The organism is Micromonospora sp. AMSO31t, from assembly GCF_008868175.1.
Classification (GTDB): Bacteria; Actinomycetota; Actinomycetes; order Mycobacteriales; family Micromonosporaceae; genus Micromonospora.
In genome coordinates, this window is record NZ_WBKT01000118.1 from 1 (window position 1) to 17,352 (window position 17,352).

Annotated in this window: 17 protein-coding genes; 11 read left to right on the forward strand and 6 right to left on the reverse strand. The window is 72.8% G+C overall.

Features of this window, described 5'->3' with window-relative positions:
• Positions 1–509 (forward strand): CdaR family transcriptional regulator (locus F8274_RS22405; protein WP_151464339.1); only part of this gene is annotated, 509 nt, incomplete at its 5' end.
• 11 nt (positions 510–520) lie between these two features.
• On the opposite strand, the gene F8274_RS22410 is transcribed toward F8274_RS22405, so the two are convergent.
• On the reverse strand, positions 521–1,870 hold the full coding sequence (locus tag F8274_RS22410; RefSeq protein ID WP_151464340.1) for a hypothetical protein: 1,350 nt from the start codon (positions 1,868–1,870) through the stop codon (positions 521–523).
• A 90-nt stretch (positions 1,871–1,960) separates the two neighbouring features.
• On the opposite strand from F8274_RS22410, the gene murD reads away from it, so the two are divergent.
• Entirely contained in the window at positions 1,961–3,307 is a 1,347-nt protein-coding gene (murD, locus tag F8274_RS22415; protein WP_151464341.1) for a UDP-N-acetylmuramoyl-L-alanine--D-glutamate ligase, read from the forward strand.
• Between the two features lies 1 nt (position 3,308).
• On the opposite strand, the gene F8274_RS22420 is transcribed toward murD, so the two are convergent.
• From F8274_RS22420 to F8274_RS22430, 3 genes are all read right to left on the reverse strand, one after another.
• A complete protein-coding gene (locus F8274_RS22420) occupies positions 3,309–3,740 on the reverse strand; it encodes a DUF6114 domain-containing protein (RefSeq protein WP_225853916.1) in 432 nt (143 codons plus the stop codon).
• 61 nt (positions 3,741–3,801) lie between these two features.
• Positions 3,802–4,431, reverse strand: coding sequence for a DUF6230 family protein (locus F8274_RS22425; RefSeq protein WP_151464342.1), 630 nt, complete (start codon positions 4,429–4,431; stop codon positions 3,802–3,804).
• 205 nt (positions 4,432–4,636) lie between these two features.
• Positions 4,637–5,401: a TetR/AcrR family transcriptional regulator gene (locus tag F8274_RS22430; protein WP_151464343.1), complete on the reverse strand. Its 765-nt coding sequence runs from the start codon at positions 5,399–5,401 to the stop codon at positions 4,637–4,639.
• Positions 5,402–5,799: 398 nt separating this feature from the next.
• On the opposite strand from F8274_RS22430, the gene F8274_RS22435 reads away from it, so the two are divergent.
• A complete protein-coding gene (locus tag F8274_RS22435; protein WP_151464344.1) occupies positions 5,800–6,486 on the forward strand; it encodes a Tat pathway signal sequence domain protein in 687 nt (228 codons plus the stop codon).
• A gap of 59 nt (positions 6,487–6,545) precedes the next feature.
• On the opposite strand, the gene F8274_RS22440 is transcribed toward F8274_RS22435, so the two are convergent.
• Positions 6,546–7,511 carry a hypothetical protein gene (locus F8274_RS22440; protein ID WP_225853917.1) on the reverse strand — a complete coding sequence of 322 codons (966 nt, stop codon included), beginning with the start codon at positions 7,509–7,511 and terminating at the stop codon, positions 6,546–6,548.
• Positions 7,512–7,615: 104 nt separating this feature from the next.
• Between F8274_RS22440 and F8274_RS22445 the strand changes: the two genes are divergently transcribed.
• From F8274_RS22445 to F8274_RS22460, 4 genes are all read left to right on the forward strand, one after another.
• Complete coding sequence (locus F8274_RS22445; protein WP_151464345.1) at positions 7,616–8,473, forward strand: hypothetical protein; 858 nt, start codon at positions 7,616–7,618, stop codon at positions 8,471–8,473.
• 5 nt (positions 8,474–8,478) lie between these two features.
• Positions 8,479–9,312, forward strand: coding sequence for a hypothetical protein (locus F8274_RS22450; protein WP_151464346.1), 834 nt, complete (start codon positions 8,479–8,481; stop codon positions 9,310–9,312).
• A gap of 104 nt (positions 9,313–9,416) precedes the next feature.
• On the forward strand, positions 9,417–10,724 hold the full coding sequence (locus F8274_RS22455; RefSeq protein ID WP_151464347.1) for an aspartate aminotransferase family protein: 1,308 nt from the start codon (positions 9,417–9,419) through the stop codon (positions 10,722–10,724).
• Positions 10,721–12,214, forward strand: a complete 1,494-nt coding sequence (locus tag F8274_RS22460) for a CoA-acylating methylmalonate-semialdehyde dehydrogenase (RefSeq protein ID WP_151464348.1) — start codon at positions 10,721–10,723, stop codon at positions 12,212–12,214. The genes F8274_RS22455 and F8274_RS22460 overlap by 4 nt, the downstream gene beginning before the upstream one ends.
• Here the strand turns inward: F8274_RS22460 and F8274_RS22465 are convergent.
• Positions 12,186–13,571 (reverse strand): acyltransferase, encoded by a 1,386-nt coding sequence (locus F8274_RS22465; protein ID WP_151464349.1) that lies wholly within the window; start codon positions 13,569–13,571, stop codon positions 12,186–12,188. The two genes, F8274_RS22460 and F8274_RS22465, sit on opposite strands and share 29 nt — an antisense overlap.
• 173 nt (positions 13,572–13,744) lie before the next feature.
• On the opposite strand from F8274_RS22465, the gene ngcE reads away from it, so the two are divergent.
• From ngcE to F8274_RS32060, 4 genes are all read left to right on the forward strand, one after another.
• Entirely contained in the window at positions 13,745–15,163 is a 1,419-nt protein-coding gene (gene ngcE / locus F8274_RS22470) for an N-acetylglucosamine/diacetylchitobiose ABC transporter substrate-binding protein (RefSeq protein ID WP_151464350.1), read from the forward strand.
• A 66-nt stretch (positions 15,164–15,229) separates the two neighbouring features.
• On the forward strand, positions 15,230–16,138 hold the full coding sequence (locus F8274_RS22475) for a carbohydrate ABC transporter permease (protein ID WP_151464351.1): 909 nt from the start codon (positions 15,230–15,232) through the stop codon (positions 16,136–16,138).
• Complete coding sequence (locus tag F8274_RS22480) at positions 16,135–17,043, forward strand: carbohydrate ABC transporter permease (protein ID WP_370518260.1); 909 nt, start codon at positions 16,135–16,137, stop codon at positions 17,041–17,043. The genes F8274_RS22475 and F8274_RS22480 overlap by 4 nt, the downstream gene beginning before the upstream one ends.
• Positions 17,044–17,196: 153 nt before the next feature.
• Entirely contained in the window at positions 17,197–17,334 is a 138-nt protein-coding gene (locus F8274_RS32060) for a hypothetical protein (protein WP_225853918.1), read from the forward strand.
• Positions 17,335–17,352 lie beyond the last annotated feature (18 nt).

Below are 17,352 nucleotides of genomic sequence, written 5' to 3' on the forward strand. Positions count from 1 at the left end.
CGCCGGCGGTCGGCGCCGTGCGCGCCGCGGATCCGGCGTCCCGCCCCCGCCCGGCCGGGCCGGCCGTGATCGTGGCGGCCGGATCCGGGGTGGGCAGCCTGCGGGAGGCGCGCCGCTCGCTGGTGGAGGCGCGGCAGATCGCCGAGGCGGCCCGCCGGGACCGGCGGAACCTCCCCTACTTCCGGCTGCCGCACGTCGGGCTGGCCGGCCTGCTGCACCTGCTCCGGGACGAGCCGCGCCTGCAGACCTTCGTCGAGCGGGAGCTGGGCGGGCTGCTGGCCTACGACGCGCAGCACCCGAGGGAGCAACTGCTCGGCACCCTCCGGACGTACCTGGAGCAGGGCCGCAACAAGTCCGCGGCGGCCACCGCCGCCCACCTGTCCCGGCCGGCCTTCTACGAGCGGCTGGCCCGCATCGGCCGCATCCTCGACGTCGACCTCGACTCCGTGGAGCAGTGCCTCAGCCTGCACGTGGCCCTGCTGGCCCTCGACGCCGTCCGCACCCCCTGACGGCCCAGCGGTCAGGTCAGGGCCGTGAGGGCCTTGGCATAGGGGGCTGGGACGTACGTCGGGCCGCCGGGGGTGAAGACGTCCGAGGTGGCGGCCGTCGACCAGGCCGTCGGGGGCACCGCGTCGACCAGGGCGCGGACCACCGGGGCGTCGCGCCACTGCTCCTGCTCGGCGAGCAGGCTCAGCGCCACCACCGACTCCTCCACCTCGCCGACGCACTCGAACGGCTTGTGCCCGTCGACGCCCAGCAGCTCCCGGTAGCCCGGGATCTGCGACTCGTCGGCCAGCAGGTCCCCGCCGAAGATCGTGGTGATCCGCTCCCGGGACATGAACGGGGCCATGGCCAGGAAGACGAACCGGCACTTCGGGCAGTCGCGGCACCAGCGCTCGCTCGCGTCGTGCAGCTTGAACGCGCGGTTGCAGCTGGTCACCACCGCGTCGTAGCGGTCGGTCTCGGCGAAGAGCTGGGCGATGTGCAGCTCGGACAGCGACCGCAGCAGCGAGAAGTACGGCTCGGTGAGCCCGGCGTGCTCGGCCAGCGCGGCCCGCAGCAGCCCCTCCGCCTCGACGCCCTTGGACCACTGGTGGTTGATCTCGTGGCCGTGCCAGACCAGGTTCGGGTCGGACGCCGAGCGCTCGTTGGACATCACCACCGGCCCGAGCCCGTGCAGCACGGCCGTGGCGACCGCGATCAGCGAGTTGATCGCGGTGACCGGGATGTGCCCGTTCAAGGCGCCCGCCGCGTTGAGGTCGAACAGCACCGGGTCGATCCGCCGGCGCGCGGCCAGCGGCACCAGGTCGGACGCCTCGTTGACCGAGACGATGACGTGGTTCGGGTTGACCGAGAAGGGCACCGGGTCGAAGCCGGCCCGGCGCAGCGCCTCCAGCGTGACGATCGAGTCCTTGCCGCCGCCGACGGCCGACAGCGGCCGGCGGTCCGAGTCGTCGTACACCCGGGGCGGGGCGACCTCGCCGGCCGGCACCTCCGGCCGCAGCTCCAGCACGTGCGGCAACTGGTTGCGGTACGCGTACTCGGCGAGGCCCTTGGTGTAGACGGCGGTGACGAGGTCGGCGGCGGCCACGCCCAGCGGCGCGGGCAGCACCAGCCGGTGCGGCGCGGCGGCCTTGTAGTAGCTGACCCCGGCGACCACGTGCAGCAGTTCGAGGACCCGGGCGAGGGTGGCCGCGGTCTCGTCGGACACCGGCTCCGCCGGCAGGGGAAGGGTGACCACCTCGGTGAACCGTTGCTCGCCGTCGGGGCCGGTCAGGGCGTAGTCGAACAACACCTCGCCGGTGGCGAAGTCGATCGAGTAGGACGGGAAGGTGAAGGCGTCCATCCGCCGCAGCTGCTCGTTGGGCACACGCCATACTAGGCCCTGGTCTGTCCTGCCGTGTCCGGCTGTGCCGGACCGCACCCGCCGACCCGCCGACCCGACCCCCGAGGAGAGCTCGTGCGCCTGTCTGATCTGCGCGGACGTCATGTCGCCGTCTGGGGCGCCGGCCGCGAGGGCCGCGCCGCGGTGATCGCCATCGCCGCGCACGGGCCGGCCGACCTGGTGGCCGTCGACGACAGCGCGAACTTCCTCACCCTGCCCTGGGAGGGCCCGCTCGCCGCGGCCGCGCCGCTGGTGACCGGGGAGGACGGCTTCGCCCGGCTGGCCGCCGCCGACATCGTGGTCCGCTCGCCCGGGGTGCCGAACACCCACCCGTGGATGCTGGAGCTGCGCCGCCGGGCCGTCCCGGTGACCCAGGGCAGCGCGCTCTGGATGGCCGACCACGCGGACCGGACCGTCGGGGTGACCGGCAGCAAGGGCAAGAGCACCACCTCCAGCCTCATCAGCCACCTGCTCACCGCGATGGACCGGCCGAACGTCTTCGGCGGCAACATCGGAGTGCCGCTGCTCGACCTGCCCGAGGCCGAGCTGTACGTGCTGGAGCTCTCCAGCTACCAGTGCGCCGACCTGACCGACTCGCCCCGGGTGGCCGTGGTGACCGCGCTGTTCCCCGAGCACCTCGACGCACACGGCGGCGAGCGGGAGTACTACCGGGACAAGCTCAACCTGCTGGCGCACGGCCCGCACACCGTGGTGGTCAACGGCGCCGACCCGCGCCTGGCGCTCGAACTGGGTGACCGGGCGGCGGTCCGGGCCGGCTCGTCGGACACCACCCACGTGGCCAGCGGCCCGGACGGCGCCCCCTGGTTCCACCTGCGGGACACCCCGCTCTTCCCGCGCGCCGTGCTGCCCCTGGTCGGCCGGCACAACGAGGGCAACCTCTGCGTCGCCCTCGCCGTGCTCGACGCGCTCGGCGTCGACGTGGTGGCCCGCAAGGACAGCCTCGCCGTCGCGGTCGCCGAGTTCCAGGGTCTCGCCCACCGGCTCACCGAGATCCCCGACCCGTCCGGGCTCACCTTCGTCGACGACACCCTGGCCACCAGCCCGTACGCGGCCATGCACGCGATCGACGCGTACGAGGGGCGGCCGCTGACCGTCATCGTCGGCGGGACGGACCGGGGGCTGGACTACACACCGCTGCGCGAGCACCTGGCCGAGCGGGACATCACCGTGATCGGCATCCCGGACAGCGGCCCCCGGATCGTGGAGGCCCTGGCCGGGCTGCCCGCGGTGCGCACCGAGAGCGCCGAGGACCTGGTCGCCGCGGTGGGGCTGGCCCGCAAGCTCACGCCGGCCGGCGGGGTGGTGCTGCTGTCGCCGGCCGCGCCCAGCTACGGCCGGTTCCGCAACTTCGAGCACCGCTCCGAGGTGTTCGCGCAGGCGGTCACCGACACCGCCCGCTGAGTCAGGGCGTCGGCGCCGAACGGGCGGTCCGGGGCTGCTTGGCCGGGGTCCAGGCGAAGGCGAGCGCCCCGCCGACCAGGGCGAGCAGCATGCCGACGAGGAAGCCGCCCAGGTTCGAGGTCAGCCAGGACAGCAGCCCGAGCACCAGGGTGAGCAGCGCGTAGAAGACCCGTTGCTGCGGCGTGGCGATCAGCAGCACCCCGCAGAGCACGAGCACGACCGGCACCAGGTACGCGGCCAGCCCCTGCGGCCCGACGTGCAGCAGCACGCCGAGCGGGGCCCGCAGCGTCACGAGTATCTCGGCGCCGCCGAGCGCGACCAGCACCCCGGCGGTGAACGGGCGGCCCCGCCGCCAGCGGCGCCAGCGCCCGCCGGAGCGGCGGACGGCCGGCGCCTCCGCCGCCTCCGCCGCCTCGTGTCGTCCGGCGGTCATGTCAGCACCCGTTCGAGCTGAACGGCGGGCCGGCGCCGCCTCGTGTCGTCCGGCGGTCACGTCAGCACCCGTCGGAGCTGAACGCCATGTGCAGGTTGGGCAGGGTGAAGACGGCGGCCGTGGTGGCGTAGTTGTTCTGCCGCAGGTTGGTGATGGTCACCGTGTCGGCCTGCTGGGCGAAGACGCCCGGGTTGCCGCGCACGCCGGGCACCTGGTCGACGGTGCTGGCGTCCTGCCCGACGTTGATGTTCCTGAACGACGCGTTGCCGGCGACCTCGTCGCCGTCGACCACGAGGGTCCGGGCGGTGACCGGCTTGCCGGCGCCGCCGGCCGTGATCCGCAGGTTGATGCCGCCCAGGCTGATGCTCTGGCAGAGGTTTGTCAGTTCGGCCTTGTCGATCGCCGAGACGATCACCACGACCTGCCCGCCGGTGTCGCCCTGGTTGGGGCTGTCCGGGATCATCTGGTCGAGCGTGGCGAACTGCTCGAACCCGGTGCCGGTGAGTTTGTCGGCGGTGACGGTGAACGGCATTCCGGAGATGGCGAACTGCGCGCCGAGCACGCCCTGCGCGGTCAGCACGACCATGCCGGCCGCGCCCGCCACGACGGTGCCCATGGTGACGGCGAACCGGCGCCAGCGCACGCCGCTGCGCGGCGGCTCGGGGTCGTGCGGTGCGATCTGCTCCGACATGGCGGCTCTCCTTTTCGAGATCAATTCATCGACGACGATGCGGGATGAGATCTGAATTGGTTCGCAGAATTCCTCGCGCCGGGGGCGCACGGCCGAAGTTACCGCTGGGTAAAGAGCGGGTCAACCGCACGTAGCAGTTCGTTGGGCGGCATGTGCGAATTGCGGCCAAAGTGAAAAACCTCTGCGGTTTTCGACCTGCCGCAGGTCAGGAGTGCGCGGTCGGCGCGCACGGGGCGGCCGCGCTGGGGCCGTCGTCCGGGTGGACCGGCCGGATCGCCCGCACCGCGCCGTCGGTGCCGAGGAACGGGGCGGTGGCCGTGTAGGTGAGCACCGGCAGCAGCAGGGGCAGGTCCTCCGCCCGGTCCTGCGCGACCCGGGCGCGGATGGTCGCGTGGATGCCGCCGACCACCGTGGACACCAGCGTCTCCCGGTCCACGCCGGCGGCGGTTGGCCCGGGGCCGGCATCGGCGAAGAACCGGCGGAAGCTGTCCAGCAGGGCGTCCCGCTCCCGGCGGGCGTCGGGGCCGGCCGCGTCCACCTCGACCAGTGCCATGCGGGCGAACGCCGGCACGCTGGCGAGCACCTCCAGCAGGGTGCGCAGCGCGGCGCGGGCCGCGTCCGGCCAGGCCGGACCCGCCTCGCGGTAGGCGCTCTCCATGAGCTGCGACACCACCGCGATGCCGTGCCGGTAGGCGGCGAGGAACGCGTCCTCCTTGCCGGTGAAGAGGGCGTAGAAGGCGGGTCGGGTCACCCCGGCGGCGTGGCAGATGTCGCTGACCCGGGCGTTGTCGTAGCCCCTCGTGGCCACCTCCTGCACCAGCCCGTCGAAGAGGCGGTCGCGCTGGGTGGCCGCCACCACCTCGGCGGAGACCTGGCGCGGGCCGCGCTTGATGGCGCGGTCCGGGTCGCGGCCGGGGCGCGCGCCGGGCAGCGGGACCGGCACCGGTTGCGGGCGGTGCTGCGTGGTCAACTTATCGACCTCCCTGGATGCATTGACTTTACGACCCTCCGGGGTTTACAACTGTCTGCACCCTGAGTTGACGCACCCGTCACCGTTGGTGACCTCCCCGGATGGTCACCCCGGCACGTCGAAAGGAGGGCTCGATGGCTGCCATTATCACCGAGCGGGCGTGCCCTCCCAAGACCGGAAAGGCGCAGGTGACGCGGCTCCGCCGCAGTGCACCACGCCGACCCGGCCGCTGACGTCGCGGCAGCTCCACCACCGCCCGGCGGCCGGACGTGCCGCCCGGCGTCCTCCACCGCGTCCGTCCAGCCCGGACGGCCGCGTTCACCGCCCGGCCGTCCCCGCCGGGCGGGGACCGCCTGCGCGGTCCGAGCATCCCCGTCCCACCGCCGGAAGGAAGAACCATGCCCAGGTACCGACGAATCGGCGCGGGCCTCGCCGCCCTGGCGCTGCTGACCGGTGTGGTCGGCGCCGCCCCCGCCGTCGCCGCCCCCTCGTCGTCGCTCGCCAGCGCCGTGCTCACCTACCCGACCCCGGCCGGCACCGCCGTCGCCGTCAACGACGTCATCCAGGCCAACCTGAAGACCGGCACCAACGCCACCTTCTACTCCTCGGCCACCGGCACCACCGGCGTGCGGTGCGCCGCGTCCAGCTTCAGCGCCACGGTGCTGAGCAACCCGCCCGCACCGGGCACCGCCACCGAGAGCCTCACCGGGCAGAGCTTCACCAGCTGCACCACCAACGTGTTCGGCACCACCGGAGTGCAGAGCGTGACGGTGAACAACCTGCCGTACGCCACGTCGGTCACCAGCGGCGGCGTCGTCACCATCTCCGGCACGGCGACCGCGCCGATCCAGAGCACGGTCGTGCTGAACAGCCTGCTCGGCACGATCACCTGCGTCTACCGGACCGGCACGAACACCCTCACCGGCACGGCGGCCAACGCCACCAACTCGATCACCTTCACCAACCAGGTGCTGACCAAGTCCTCCGGGCCCAGCCTCTGCTTCGGCACCGCGTACTTCACCGCGACGTACTCGCCGGTGCGGGACACCAGCAGGACCGGCACGCCGGCGGTCTACGTCAACTGACCACCCGTCCACGGGCCGGTGCGCGGTGGTTCGCCGGGCACCGGCCCCGCCGTGCGCGGTCAGCCGGCCGCGAGCGCCGCGTGCAGGGCGCGCATGGACCGGACCGCCGAGCGGATCTCCTGGAGGTAGCGCCCCGGGGTGAGGGTGGGCTCCGGCGCGGCCAGCGCCGGGTCCACCCCGATCGTGTCGATCCCGCAGCCGAACGGCACGGCGAGGGTGCGCAGCGCGTCGCAGTGCTGGAACGGCACGTAGATCGGTGCGGTCACCATGAGCACCGGATCGCCGACCCGCAGCCGGACGTGCTCGGCCCAGAACCGCTGGGTGTCGGCGGTGTGCGCCCGGCGGCGGTCCGGCTCGCCGGAGGGGGCGGCGAGCACCCGGACCGGGGGCAGCCCGACCGGCCGGTAGGTGCGCGAGGACCAGGCCCGGTGCGGGTGGTCCGCGGTCTCGCCGGTCTCCTCGGCCGGCGCCGCCACCCCGAACGCCAGGCGCACCCCGGCGTCGAGGGCGTCGACCTCGGTGGCGCAGCCGTGCACCCCGACCTCGGCGAGCAGCCGCGACTCGACCGGGGAGAGGGCCCGGAAGCTGCCCAGCACCGCCACCTCGCCGGCCACCCCGGCGCCCGTCCGGGCCAGGTGCGCGGCGTACGCGGTGCGCCGCAGGCAGGCGTGCGCCAGGCCGCCGAGGACCAGCAGGTGCGCGTACCGGGGCAGGGTGGGTCGGAGGGACCGGACCAGGCCCAGCGCGGTCGCCGTCTCGTGCACGAGCCCGACCGTGGCCGGGTCGAACGCCGGCTCCCGGGCGTCGGGGCGTTCCCGCCCGTCCCGGAAGTCCCAGTGCCGGGCGGAGAAGTCGTCCAGCCCGGCCAGGACCGCGCCCAGGTCACCGGCCGGCCAGTCGCCGCCGAAGTGCCCGACCAGGGCCCGCATCGGTGGCGAGCCCACCCAGGCCCCGATCCCCGCCGCGAGATCCGCCCGGGTCGTCCCCGCCGCGCCGGCCGGCAGCGCCACCTCCGTCGTCCGCACCCGGCGGATGCTACCGGCGACGAGCGCGTGCCGACCGACCGTTGTGGATCGTGGCTACCCTGAGCACACCGAGTGACCGGGGGTGGCCGATGGCGGGTGAGGCGATGCGGCGACGGGCGCGGGGCCGGGCCGGCTCGGCGGAGAACCTGGTGCGGCTGGTCACGCACGCCGACCCGGTGGCCCTGGTCGGCATCACACTCTCCATCCTGCTGTCCGTGACGCTCGACCTGACCAACGCGGCCACCGGGGTCGAGTCGCTGCTGGCCGGGCTGATGGGCATCACCATCTCGCTGGTGCTCGACTCGCTGGCCCGGGCCGAGCGCCGGTTCCACCTGCGGACGCTGCTGGACGGGCCGCCCTGGCTGGTCGGCGCCACCCCGCAGCTCGCCGGCGCGCTGCGCGAGGCGGCCGAGCGGCACGCCGGGACGCGGGTGGCGGCCGAGGCGCAGCGCCGCTTCGAGGAGTTCCGCCGGGAGGCCGAGCAGCTCGCCGCGGGCCGGATCGTGCGGCCCGGCGACGACGCGGAGGACCTGATCGGGGCCACCCGGGACTGCACCCGGGAGCTGGTCGGGCTGACCAACGTCATGCCCCGGGTCAGCGGCGAGCTGAGCTGGTGGCGCGGTGACGTCGGCCGCCGCTACTGGGAGGCGAACCTCGCGGCCCTCGCCCGGGGCGTACGGATCACCCGGATCTTCACGTACGCCACCCTCACCCCCGAGCTGTCCGAGCTGATCGAGACGCACCGGCGGGCCGGCGTGCGGGTGGGGCTGCTGCCGCTGGGCGGGGTCAGCGCGCACCTGCACGTCAACCTGGTGGTCTGGGACGGGTCGAGCTGCTGGGAGGGGAAGATGACCGCGCACGGCGAGATCAGCGAGCACGAGTTCTCCGTCCACCCGGCCGACGTGGAGCGGCTGACCCGCGTCTTCCGGCTCTGCGCCGACATCGCCACCTTCCCGGGCTGACCGCCATGACGTGGACCGCGGTGCTGCTCGTGACCGCCGTGGTCTGGGCGGTCAGCGTGATCCGCTCGGTCCGGGTGCGGGCCTTCGTCTACAGCCTGCCGCTGCCGATGACCCTGGCCCTGGTCACCACCGGGCACCGGGTGGACGGGCCGCAGCTGCTCGGCGTCGTCGGCCTCAACCTCTTCTTCGTCACGGTGGCGGTCACCCACCGCCGGCTGCGCTGGCCGATCCTCCCCGCCGACCTGGCCGGCGTCGCGGTCTACGTGGCGCTCAGCGCCGGTGTGCTGGCGGTGCCGGTGCCGTTCGAGGCGGCGCTGGCCGGCACCGTGGCGCTCTGGGCGCTGGCCATGGTGCTGCTGCGCCGCCGGGCCGCCGTCGCGCCACCCCCGGAGCCGGCGGACGCCGCCGCGCCGGCCCCGGAGCCGGCGGACGCCCGGCGGGACGGTCCGGTCGCGCCGGTCAAGCTGGTGGTGATCTTCGTCGGCGCGCTGCTCACCGGGCTGCTCGGCGAGCTGCTGCGCGGCATGGTCGTCACCTTCCCGTACTCCGGGGTGCTGGTCGCCGTCGAGGCCCGCCGCCAGCTCGCCGAGTTCAGCCGGCACTTCGCCCGCAACAGCCTCGCCCTGGTCGGCTTCCTCGCCGGCCACCACTACCTGCAGGACACCGCGCCGGCCCTCGCACTGGCCGCCGGCTGGGCCGCCTTCGCCCTGGTCGCCGCCGCCCTGCACCTGCCTCGCTTGGCTGCGTTGCTGCGGATCGAGTGGCCGATGAGCCGCCTGACCAGCGGAAGGGCGAGCCACGGCCGAATTTCGCTCCGGAAACCGCAGCAGAACGGTTGACGTGGTGTCAGGCGAGCGACCCCGCTGCGCTACACAGTGACAGTTGTCCCTGCCTCCCCGTGATGAGAGCGTGCGGGGACCAACCGCCGCTGAAGGGTGCGCCGATGACCTCCGACGACCTGCTGGCCCGGCACCGGGCCGTGCTCCCGTCCTGGATGCCGCTCTACTACGCCGAACCGCTCGAACTGGTCTCCGGCGCCGGCCGCCGGGTGACCGACGCGGCCGGCCGCACCTACCTGGACTTCTTCGGCGGCGTGCTGACCAACATGATCGGCTACGACATCCCGGAGATCCGGGAGGCGGTCGAACGGCAGGTGCGCACCGGCATCGTGCACAGCTCGACGCTCTACCTGATCCGGCAGCAGGTCGAGCTGGCCGAGAAGGTCGCCCGGCTCTCCGGCATCCCGGACGCCCGGGTCTTCTTCACCAACTCCGGCACCGAGGCCAACGAGGCGGCCCTGCTGGTCGCCACCAACTACCGCCGCTCCCACCAGATCCTCGCCGTGCGCAACAGCTACCACGGCCGGTCCTACGCGGCCATGGGCGTCACCGGCAACCGGGGCTGGTCGGCCAGCGCGCTCAACCCGCTCCAGGTGGCCTGGCTGCACTCCGGCGAGCGGCTGCGCGGCCTGCTGGCCCGGCTCGAGGAGGACGACCGCATCGACGCGGCGGTGGAGGACCTGCGCGAGGTGCTCGCCACCCAGACCGCCGGCGACGTGGCGTGCCTCATCGCCGAGCCGATCCAGGGCGTCGGCGGCTTCGTGCACGGCCCGGACGGGCTCTTCGCCGCCTGGAAGAAGGTGCTCGACGAGCACGGCATCCTGCTCGTCTCCGACGAGGTGCAGACCGGCTGGGGCCGCACCGGCGAGCACTTCTGGGGCTACCAGGCGCACGGCGTCACCCCGGACCTGCTCACCTTCGCCAAGGGCGTCGGCAACGGCTTCGCCCTGGCCGGCGTGGTCGGCCGGGCCGACGTGCTGGAGTCGGTGCCGGCCATCAGCTTCTCCACCTTCGGCGGCAACCCGGTTTCCGCGGCGGCCGGCAACGCCGTCCTCGACTACCTGCTCGACCACGACCTCCAGGCCAACGCGGCGCGGGTCGGCGCGATCCTCGGCGACGGCCTGCGCGCCGCCACCGCCGGCCTCGACGCCGTCGCGGAGGTCCGCGGCAAGGGCCTCATGCTCGGGGTCGAGTTCGTCCGGCCGGGCACCACCGAGCCGGACCCGGCGCTCACCACCCGGGTCTTCGAGGCCTGCCGCGAGGGCGGCCTGCTGGTCGGCAAGGGCGGCCTGCACGGCAACGTGGTGCGGATGGGCCCACCGCTGACCCTGACCGAGGACGAGGCCCGCGAGGGCCTGGCCATCCTGGTCGAGGCCATCCGCTCGTCCGTCGCCGCGGAGGTGGCTGCATGACCACCACCATCGGGCACTTCGTCGACGGGAAGCGGGTCAGCGGGGACTCCGAGCGGCGCGGGGACGTCTTCGACCCGGCCACCGGACGGCGTACCGGGCAGGTGGCGCTGGCCTCCGCCGCCGACGTGGCGGGCGCCGTCGAGGCCGCCGAGCGGGCCGCCCGGACCTGGCGGGACGCCTCGCTGGCCAAGCGGACGGCCGTCATGTTCGCCTTCCGTGAGCTGGTCAACGCCCGGCGCGACCGGCTCGCCGAGGTGATCACGGCCGAGCACGGCAAGGTGCTCGCGGATGCCGCCGGCGAGGTGCAGCGCGGCCTCGAGGTGATCGAGTACGCCTGCGGCATCCCCTCGGCGCTGCGCGGCGGCTTCAGCGAGAACGTCTCCACCGAGGTCGACTCGTACAGCCTGCGGCAGCCGCTGGGCGTGGTGGCGGTGATCTCTCCGTTCAACTTCCCGGTGATGGTGCCGCTCTGGTTCGTCCCGGTCGCCGTGGCCTGCGGCAACGCCGTCGTGCTCAAGCCCAGCGAGAAGGACCCGAGCGCGGCGCTGCTGCTGGCGGAGTGGTTCACCGAGGCCGGGCTGCCGGACGGCGTGCTCAACGTGGTCAACGGCGACAAGGAGGCGGTCGACGCCCTGCTCGACCACCCGGGCGTCAAGGCGGTGTCGTTCGTCGGCTCCACCCCGGTGGCCCGGTACGTGCACCAGCGCGGCTCGCTGGCCGGCAAGCGGGTACAGGCCCTCGGCGGGGCCAAGAACCACATGGTGGTGCTCCCCGACGCCGACCTGGACCTGGCCGCCGACGCGGCGGTCAACGCCGGGTTCGGCTCGGCGGGGGAGCGGTGCATGGCGATCTCCGCCCTGGTCGCGGTGGAGCCGGTGGCCGACGCCCTGGTCGCCCGCATCGCCGAGCGGATGGGCCGGCTGCGCACCGGGGACGGCCGGCGTGGCTGCGACATGGGGCCGCTGGTCACCGCCGCGCACGCCGAGCGGGTCCGCTCCTACGTGGAGTCCGGCGTCGCGGCCGGCGCCGTGCCGGTGGTGGACGGGCGGGAGGTCACCCCGGACGGGGACGCCGACGGGTTCTGGCTGGGCCCGACCCTCTTCGACCACGTCACCCCGGACATGTCCATCTACACCGACGAGATCTTCGGCCCGGTGCTCAGCGTGGTCCGGGTCGGCTCGTACGACGAGGCGGTCGAGCTGGTCAACGCCAACCCGTACGGCAACGGCACGGCGATCTTCACCAACGACGGCGGGGCCGCCCGGCGCTACCAGCACGAGGTGGAGGTCGGCATGATCGGGGTCAACGTGCCGATCCCGGTGCCGATGGCCTACTACTCCTTCGGCGGCTGGAAGGCCTCCCTCTTCGGCGACCTGCACGCGCACGGCGCCGACGGCGTCGCCTTCTTCACCCGGGGCAAGGTGGTCACCAGCCGCTGGCTCGACCCGCGCCACGGCGGGGTCAACCTCGGCTTCCCCACCCAGACCTGAGCAGCCGCAGCACTCCCGCCCCGGCCAGGTACGCCACCAGCGCCGGGGCGGGCAGCCCCAGCGGCTCCGGCGCGCTCTTGCGGGCGAGGCTGTTCAGGAGCAGCCCGGCGACCAGCCCGGCGTACCCGAGGACGGCCAGCGCGGTGCGGAGCCGGCGGGCGCCCTCGCCGGCCGGACCCGTCGCGGGCGGGCGGCGGGTGCGGGCCTCGATCGGGCCGAACACGGCGACCAGCGCGGCCAGCACCACGGTGAGGGCGAGCAGCCAGGGGACGCGCCAGCCCCACCAGGCGGCCGAGCCGACCGGGGGAGTGGGCAGCGCGCCGAGGGCGTCGAGCAGCCCGACCAGCAGCACGGCCGCGGTCAGGTGCCAGAGGAAGACGGTGAGCACCACGGCGTTCACCGCGATCACCGCCCGCCATGGGCGGGGGCGGCGCAGCCGGCGTCCGGCCGGCTCCCGCAGCAGCAGGATCAGCCCGAGCTGGGCGGTGGCCACGGCCAGCAGCGCGAGGCTCGGCGGCGCCGTGTTGTCCAGGCGCTCGCCGGGCACGTTCAACATCGCCACCGGGTACGGGCCGACCAGCGTCAGCAGGACCACCGCGACCAGCCCAGCGGCGAGCAGTGCCGTCCCGGCGGTGCGGGAGAGCGGCAGCCGGCGCCGCCGCAGGCCGCGCGGCTCGGGCGCCTCGCCCGGGGAGCGCTCCTGGGTGCGGCTGTCGTACCAGGCGAAGCCGAGCTGATGGACGGCCAGCCAGCCGAACAGGTAGTTGCCCGTCGCGAGTCCCGACGGGCCCCAGATCCGGCCCGCATCGCCGAGCGCCACCAGGCCGACCAGCACGACGGGCACGGCGAGCCCGAAGCGGCGGTGCAGCGCGTACATGGGCGGGGTCAGCGGCACCACCACGAGGTAGGCCGCCAGGAACCACAGCGGGATGGTGGCGAACCAGACGACGGTGCGGACCTGCGCCGGGTCGGCGCCGCGCAGCGTGGCCACCGCGGCGCCGGCCGCCAGCACCACCAGCAGCGCGGTGGTCGGCCGGACCAGCCGGGCGCTGCGGTCGACCAGCCACCCGGTGGGGGTGCCGCCCCGGCGCCGGCGGGCGGCCAGCGAGGCGGCGTTGGCATAGCCGCCGACCAGGAAGAACACCGGTATCACCTGGGCCACCCAGGTCAGCGGCCAGGCCCACGGCAGGTCGCCGAGGGCGGAGTGGCCGGCGGGGCGGCCGGCACGGTCGTACCCGATGACGGTCACGCCCCAGTGGCCGAGCACGACCATGGTGATGGCGAGCGCCCGGAGCAGGTCGACGTAGCGCTCCCGAGTGGCCGGCGTGCGCTCGGCGAGCTGCCGCAGGCGGCGCATGGGCCCAGGCTATGCCAGCGGCCACCGACCGGTATGGATAACGGTTCGGTCCTGAGGTCTTGTGGTCCGCGCCGCGCTGCCGTAGAAATTCTTCAGCAACATCACGTTAAGTGAAGACAAGCGACAGCTGACACCTCAGAGCCTCGACGTTCACCCGAAACCGAGGAGATGCGATGAACAGGCGTGAGATCCTCCGGCGCACCGCTGCGGCGGGACTGCTGGCCACCCCCGCCGCCGGCCTGCTCGCCGGCTGTGCCACCTCCGGTGGCGACGACGACAAGGGCGACTCCGGCGCCTACAAGGGCACCAAGAGCGAGCAGAACCCGCTCGGCGTCAAGGAGGACGCCCCGCTCGAGGTGGTGATCTTCAACGGCGGCTTCGGCGAGGAGTACGCGAAGGCCCACGAGGCCATGTACAAGGAGAAGTACCCGAAGGCGAAGATCACGCACTCGGCCACCCAGGAGATCAACAAGACCCTCCAGCCGCGCTTCGTCGACGGCACCCCGCCGGACGTGGTGAACAACTCCGGCGCCGGTCAGATCGACTTCAACGGTCTGGTCTCGCAGAACGCCATCGCCGACCTGGGTGACCTGCTCGCCGCGCCCAGCCTGGACATCCCCGGCAAGTCGGTGAAGGACACCCTGCTCCCCGGCGCCGTCGAGGTCGGTTCGTACGACGGCAAGTTCATGGTCCTGAACTACACGTACACCGCCTACGGCATCTGGTACTCCACCAAGACCTTCACCGAGCGCAACTGGCAGTACGCGAAGACCTGGGACGAGCACATCGCGCTCTGCAAGCAGATCAAGGCCGCCGGGATCGCCCCCTGGACGTACGCGGGCAAGCACCCCCGCTACATGAGCTGGCCGCTGATCGCCACGGCGATCAAGTTCGGCGGGCCGTCGGTGGGGGTCGCGATCGACAACCTCGAACCGAACGCCTGGAAGTCCGACGCCATGAAGGCGGCGGCCGACGCCTGGTACCAGATCGTCAAGGACAAGTACATCCTGGACGGTTCGCCGGGCCTGGACCACGTCCAGTCGCAGACCGCCTGGTGCCAGGGCAAGGCCGCCTTCATCTCGTGCGGCTCCTGGCTGGAGAGTGAGCAGGCGAAGGTGACCCCGGCCGGTTTCAACATGACCATCGCGCCGACGCCGAGCCTGGGCAGCGGGGACAAGCTGCCGTTCGAGGCGATCCGGGGCACCGCGGGCGAGCCGTTCATGGTGCCGGCGAAGGCCAAGAACGTCGCCGGCGGCCTGGAGTACTTCCGGACGATGCTCTCCAAGAAGGGCGCGCAGGACTTCACGAAGAAGGTCTCCAGCCTGACCGTGGTGGCCGGCGCGACCGACGGGGTCACGCTGCCCTTCGGCCTGACCAGCGTGGTCAAGGCGCTGGAGGCGTCCGGCAGCAACGGCTTCAACTGGGTCTACAACAACTACTACCGCAAGCTCGAGCGCGAGCTGGTCGACGCCGCGTGCGGCGAGTTCTTCAGCGGCCGGAGCACCCCGGCCGAGTTCCTCGACCAGTGCCAGAAGGGCGCGGACACGATCGCCCAGGACAGCTCGATCAAGAAGTACAAGCGGGCTGCGTAACATCCGGCCGGTGGGGGCGGCCCGTCCGCCCCCACCGTTCCGCCGCTGGGGGAGTAGGTCCATCTCGTGAGACACGGCAAGTACCCGCTGATCATCACCTTCCTGGTGCCACCGCTGCTGCTCTACGGCATCTTCGTGCTGTCGCCGTACCTGCAGGCGTTCCAGATCTCCACCACCAACTGGCTCGGCTACTCCGCGCAGGCCGACCCGGTGGGGATGACCAACTTCCGGACGCTGCTGCACGACGGCCAGGTGTGGAACGCGATCAAGAACAACGCGATCATGCTCGCCGTGGTGCCGGTGCTCACCATCGGGCTCGGGCTGTTCTTCGCCACGATGCTCAACATGGGTGGCCGCAAGGGGCGGGCCGGGGTCACCGGCGTCCGGGGCACCTCCGTCTACCGGATGGTCTACTTCTTCCCGCAGGTGCTGTCGGTGGTGATCATCGCCCTGCTCTGGAAGGAGGTCTACCACCCCAACAACGGCCTGCTCAACGGCGCGTTGCGGGCGTTGGGCCTGCCGGCGCCGACGTGGCTGGGCGATCCGCGTACGGCATTCTGGTGCGTGCTGGCGGTGATGGTCTGGAGCAACGTGGGCTTCTACGTGGTGCTCTTCGGCGCCGCCATGTCCGCCATCCCGCGGGACATCTACGAGGCGGTGATGCTCGACGGGGCGTCACGGTGGACGACCCTGCGCCGGATCACCGTGCCGCTGCTCTGGGACACCGTGCAGGTCGCCTGGATCTACCTGGCCATCGCCGCGCTGGACGGCTTCATCCTGGTCCAGCAGATGACCAACGGCGGCCCCAACTTCTCGTCCGACGTGATCGGCCTGCGCATGTACGAGACGGCGTTCGGCAGCGAGAGCAAGTTCGGGTACGCCTCCGCCATCGGTGTGGTGATGCTGTTCCTGACCCTGTCGGTCGCGGTGCTGGCGCTGCGTACCGCCCGTCGTGATCGGATCGAATACTCGTGACCACGCTGGATCGGCACACCACGACGGAGGCGGAGAAGCCCGGGGCCGCCCGTGGCGAGGACCGGCGGCTGCGCCGCGAACTGGGCGTCGCCAACCTCTTCTCGCAGGGTTTCCTGCTGCTCTGGGGGGCGCTGACCGCGCTGCCGCTGCTGTGGATGTTCATCAGTTCGTTCAAGAGCGACGGCGAGATCCTCTCCGACCCCTGGGGGCTGCCGGGGGCGCTGCGCTTCGAGAACTGGTCCCGGGCCTGGACCGAGGCGCACATCGGCCGGTACTTCCTGAACAGCGGCATCGTGGTCGCCGGCTCGCTCACCCTCACCATGCTGCTCGGCGCCACGGCGGCGTACGTCCTCGCCCGGTACGAGTTCCGGGGCCGGCAGGTCGTCTACTACCTGTTCGTCGGCGGGATGATGTTCCCGGTGTTCCTCGCCCTCGTGCCGCTGTTCTTCGTGGTGCGCAACGCCGGCCTGTTCGGCAGTTGGACCGGGCTGATCCTGGTCTACGCCGCCTACTCGCTGCCCTTCACGGTCTTCTTCCTGACCGCCTTCTTCCGGACGCTGCCGACGTCGATCGCCGAGGCGGCACTCATCGACGGCTGCGGGCACTTCCGGCTCTTCTTCCGGGTGATGCTGCCGATGGCGCGTCCAGGATTGATCAGCGTGGCGATCTTCAACTTCCTCAGCCACTGGAACCAGTTCATTCTGCCGCAGGTGCTGATGCAGGGCGACGACTCCAAGTGGGTGCTGGCGCAGGGCCTCACCGCGCTCGCCGTCAGCCAGGGCTACCAGGGCGACTTCAGCGGCCTGTTCGCCGGCCTGACCATCGCCACCCTGCCGGTGCTCGCGGTGTACGTCGCGTTCCAGCGGCAGATCCAGACCGGCCTCACCGCCGGGCAGCTCAAGTGAGGTCGTTGCCACAGGCAACGGGGCAGCGCGACGGTTGAGGAACGTGGTCGTCGGCTGGCCTTCTTCGCCTACGGCTTCTACCTGACGTTCCTCTTCGAGGGCGGCTCCTACCGGATCTTCTTCTACGTCTTCATCCTGCCGATCCTGCTGATCGTGCGCGCCGTGAAGGCCCGCAAGGAGGCCCGCGAGCAGGCCGCGGCGCACCAGTTCGCCGGCGCGCCCCAGCCCGGCCAGTTCGCCCCGTCCGCCCCGTCCGCCCCGGCTCAGCCGGGCCAGGGCTGGCCGTACTGACCCTGGGGCTGGCCGTGC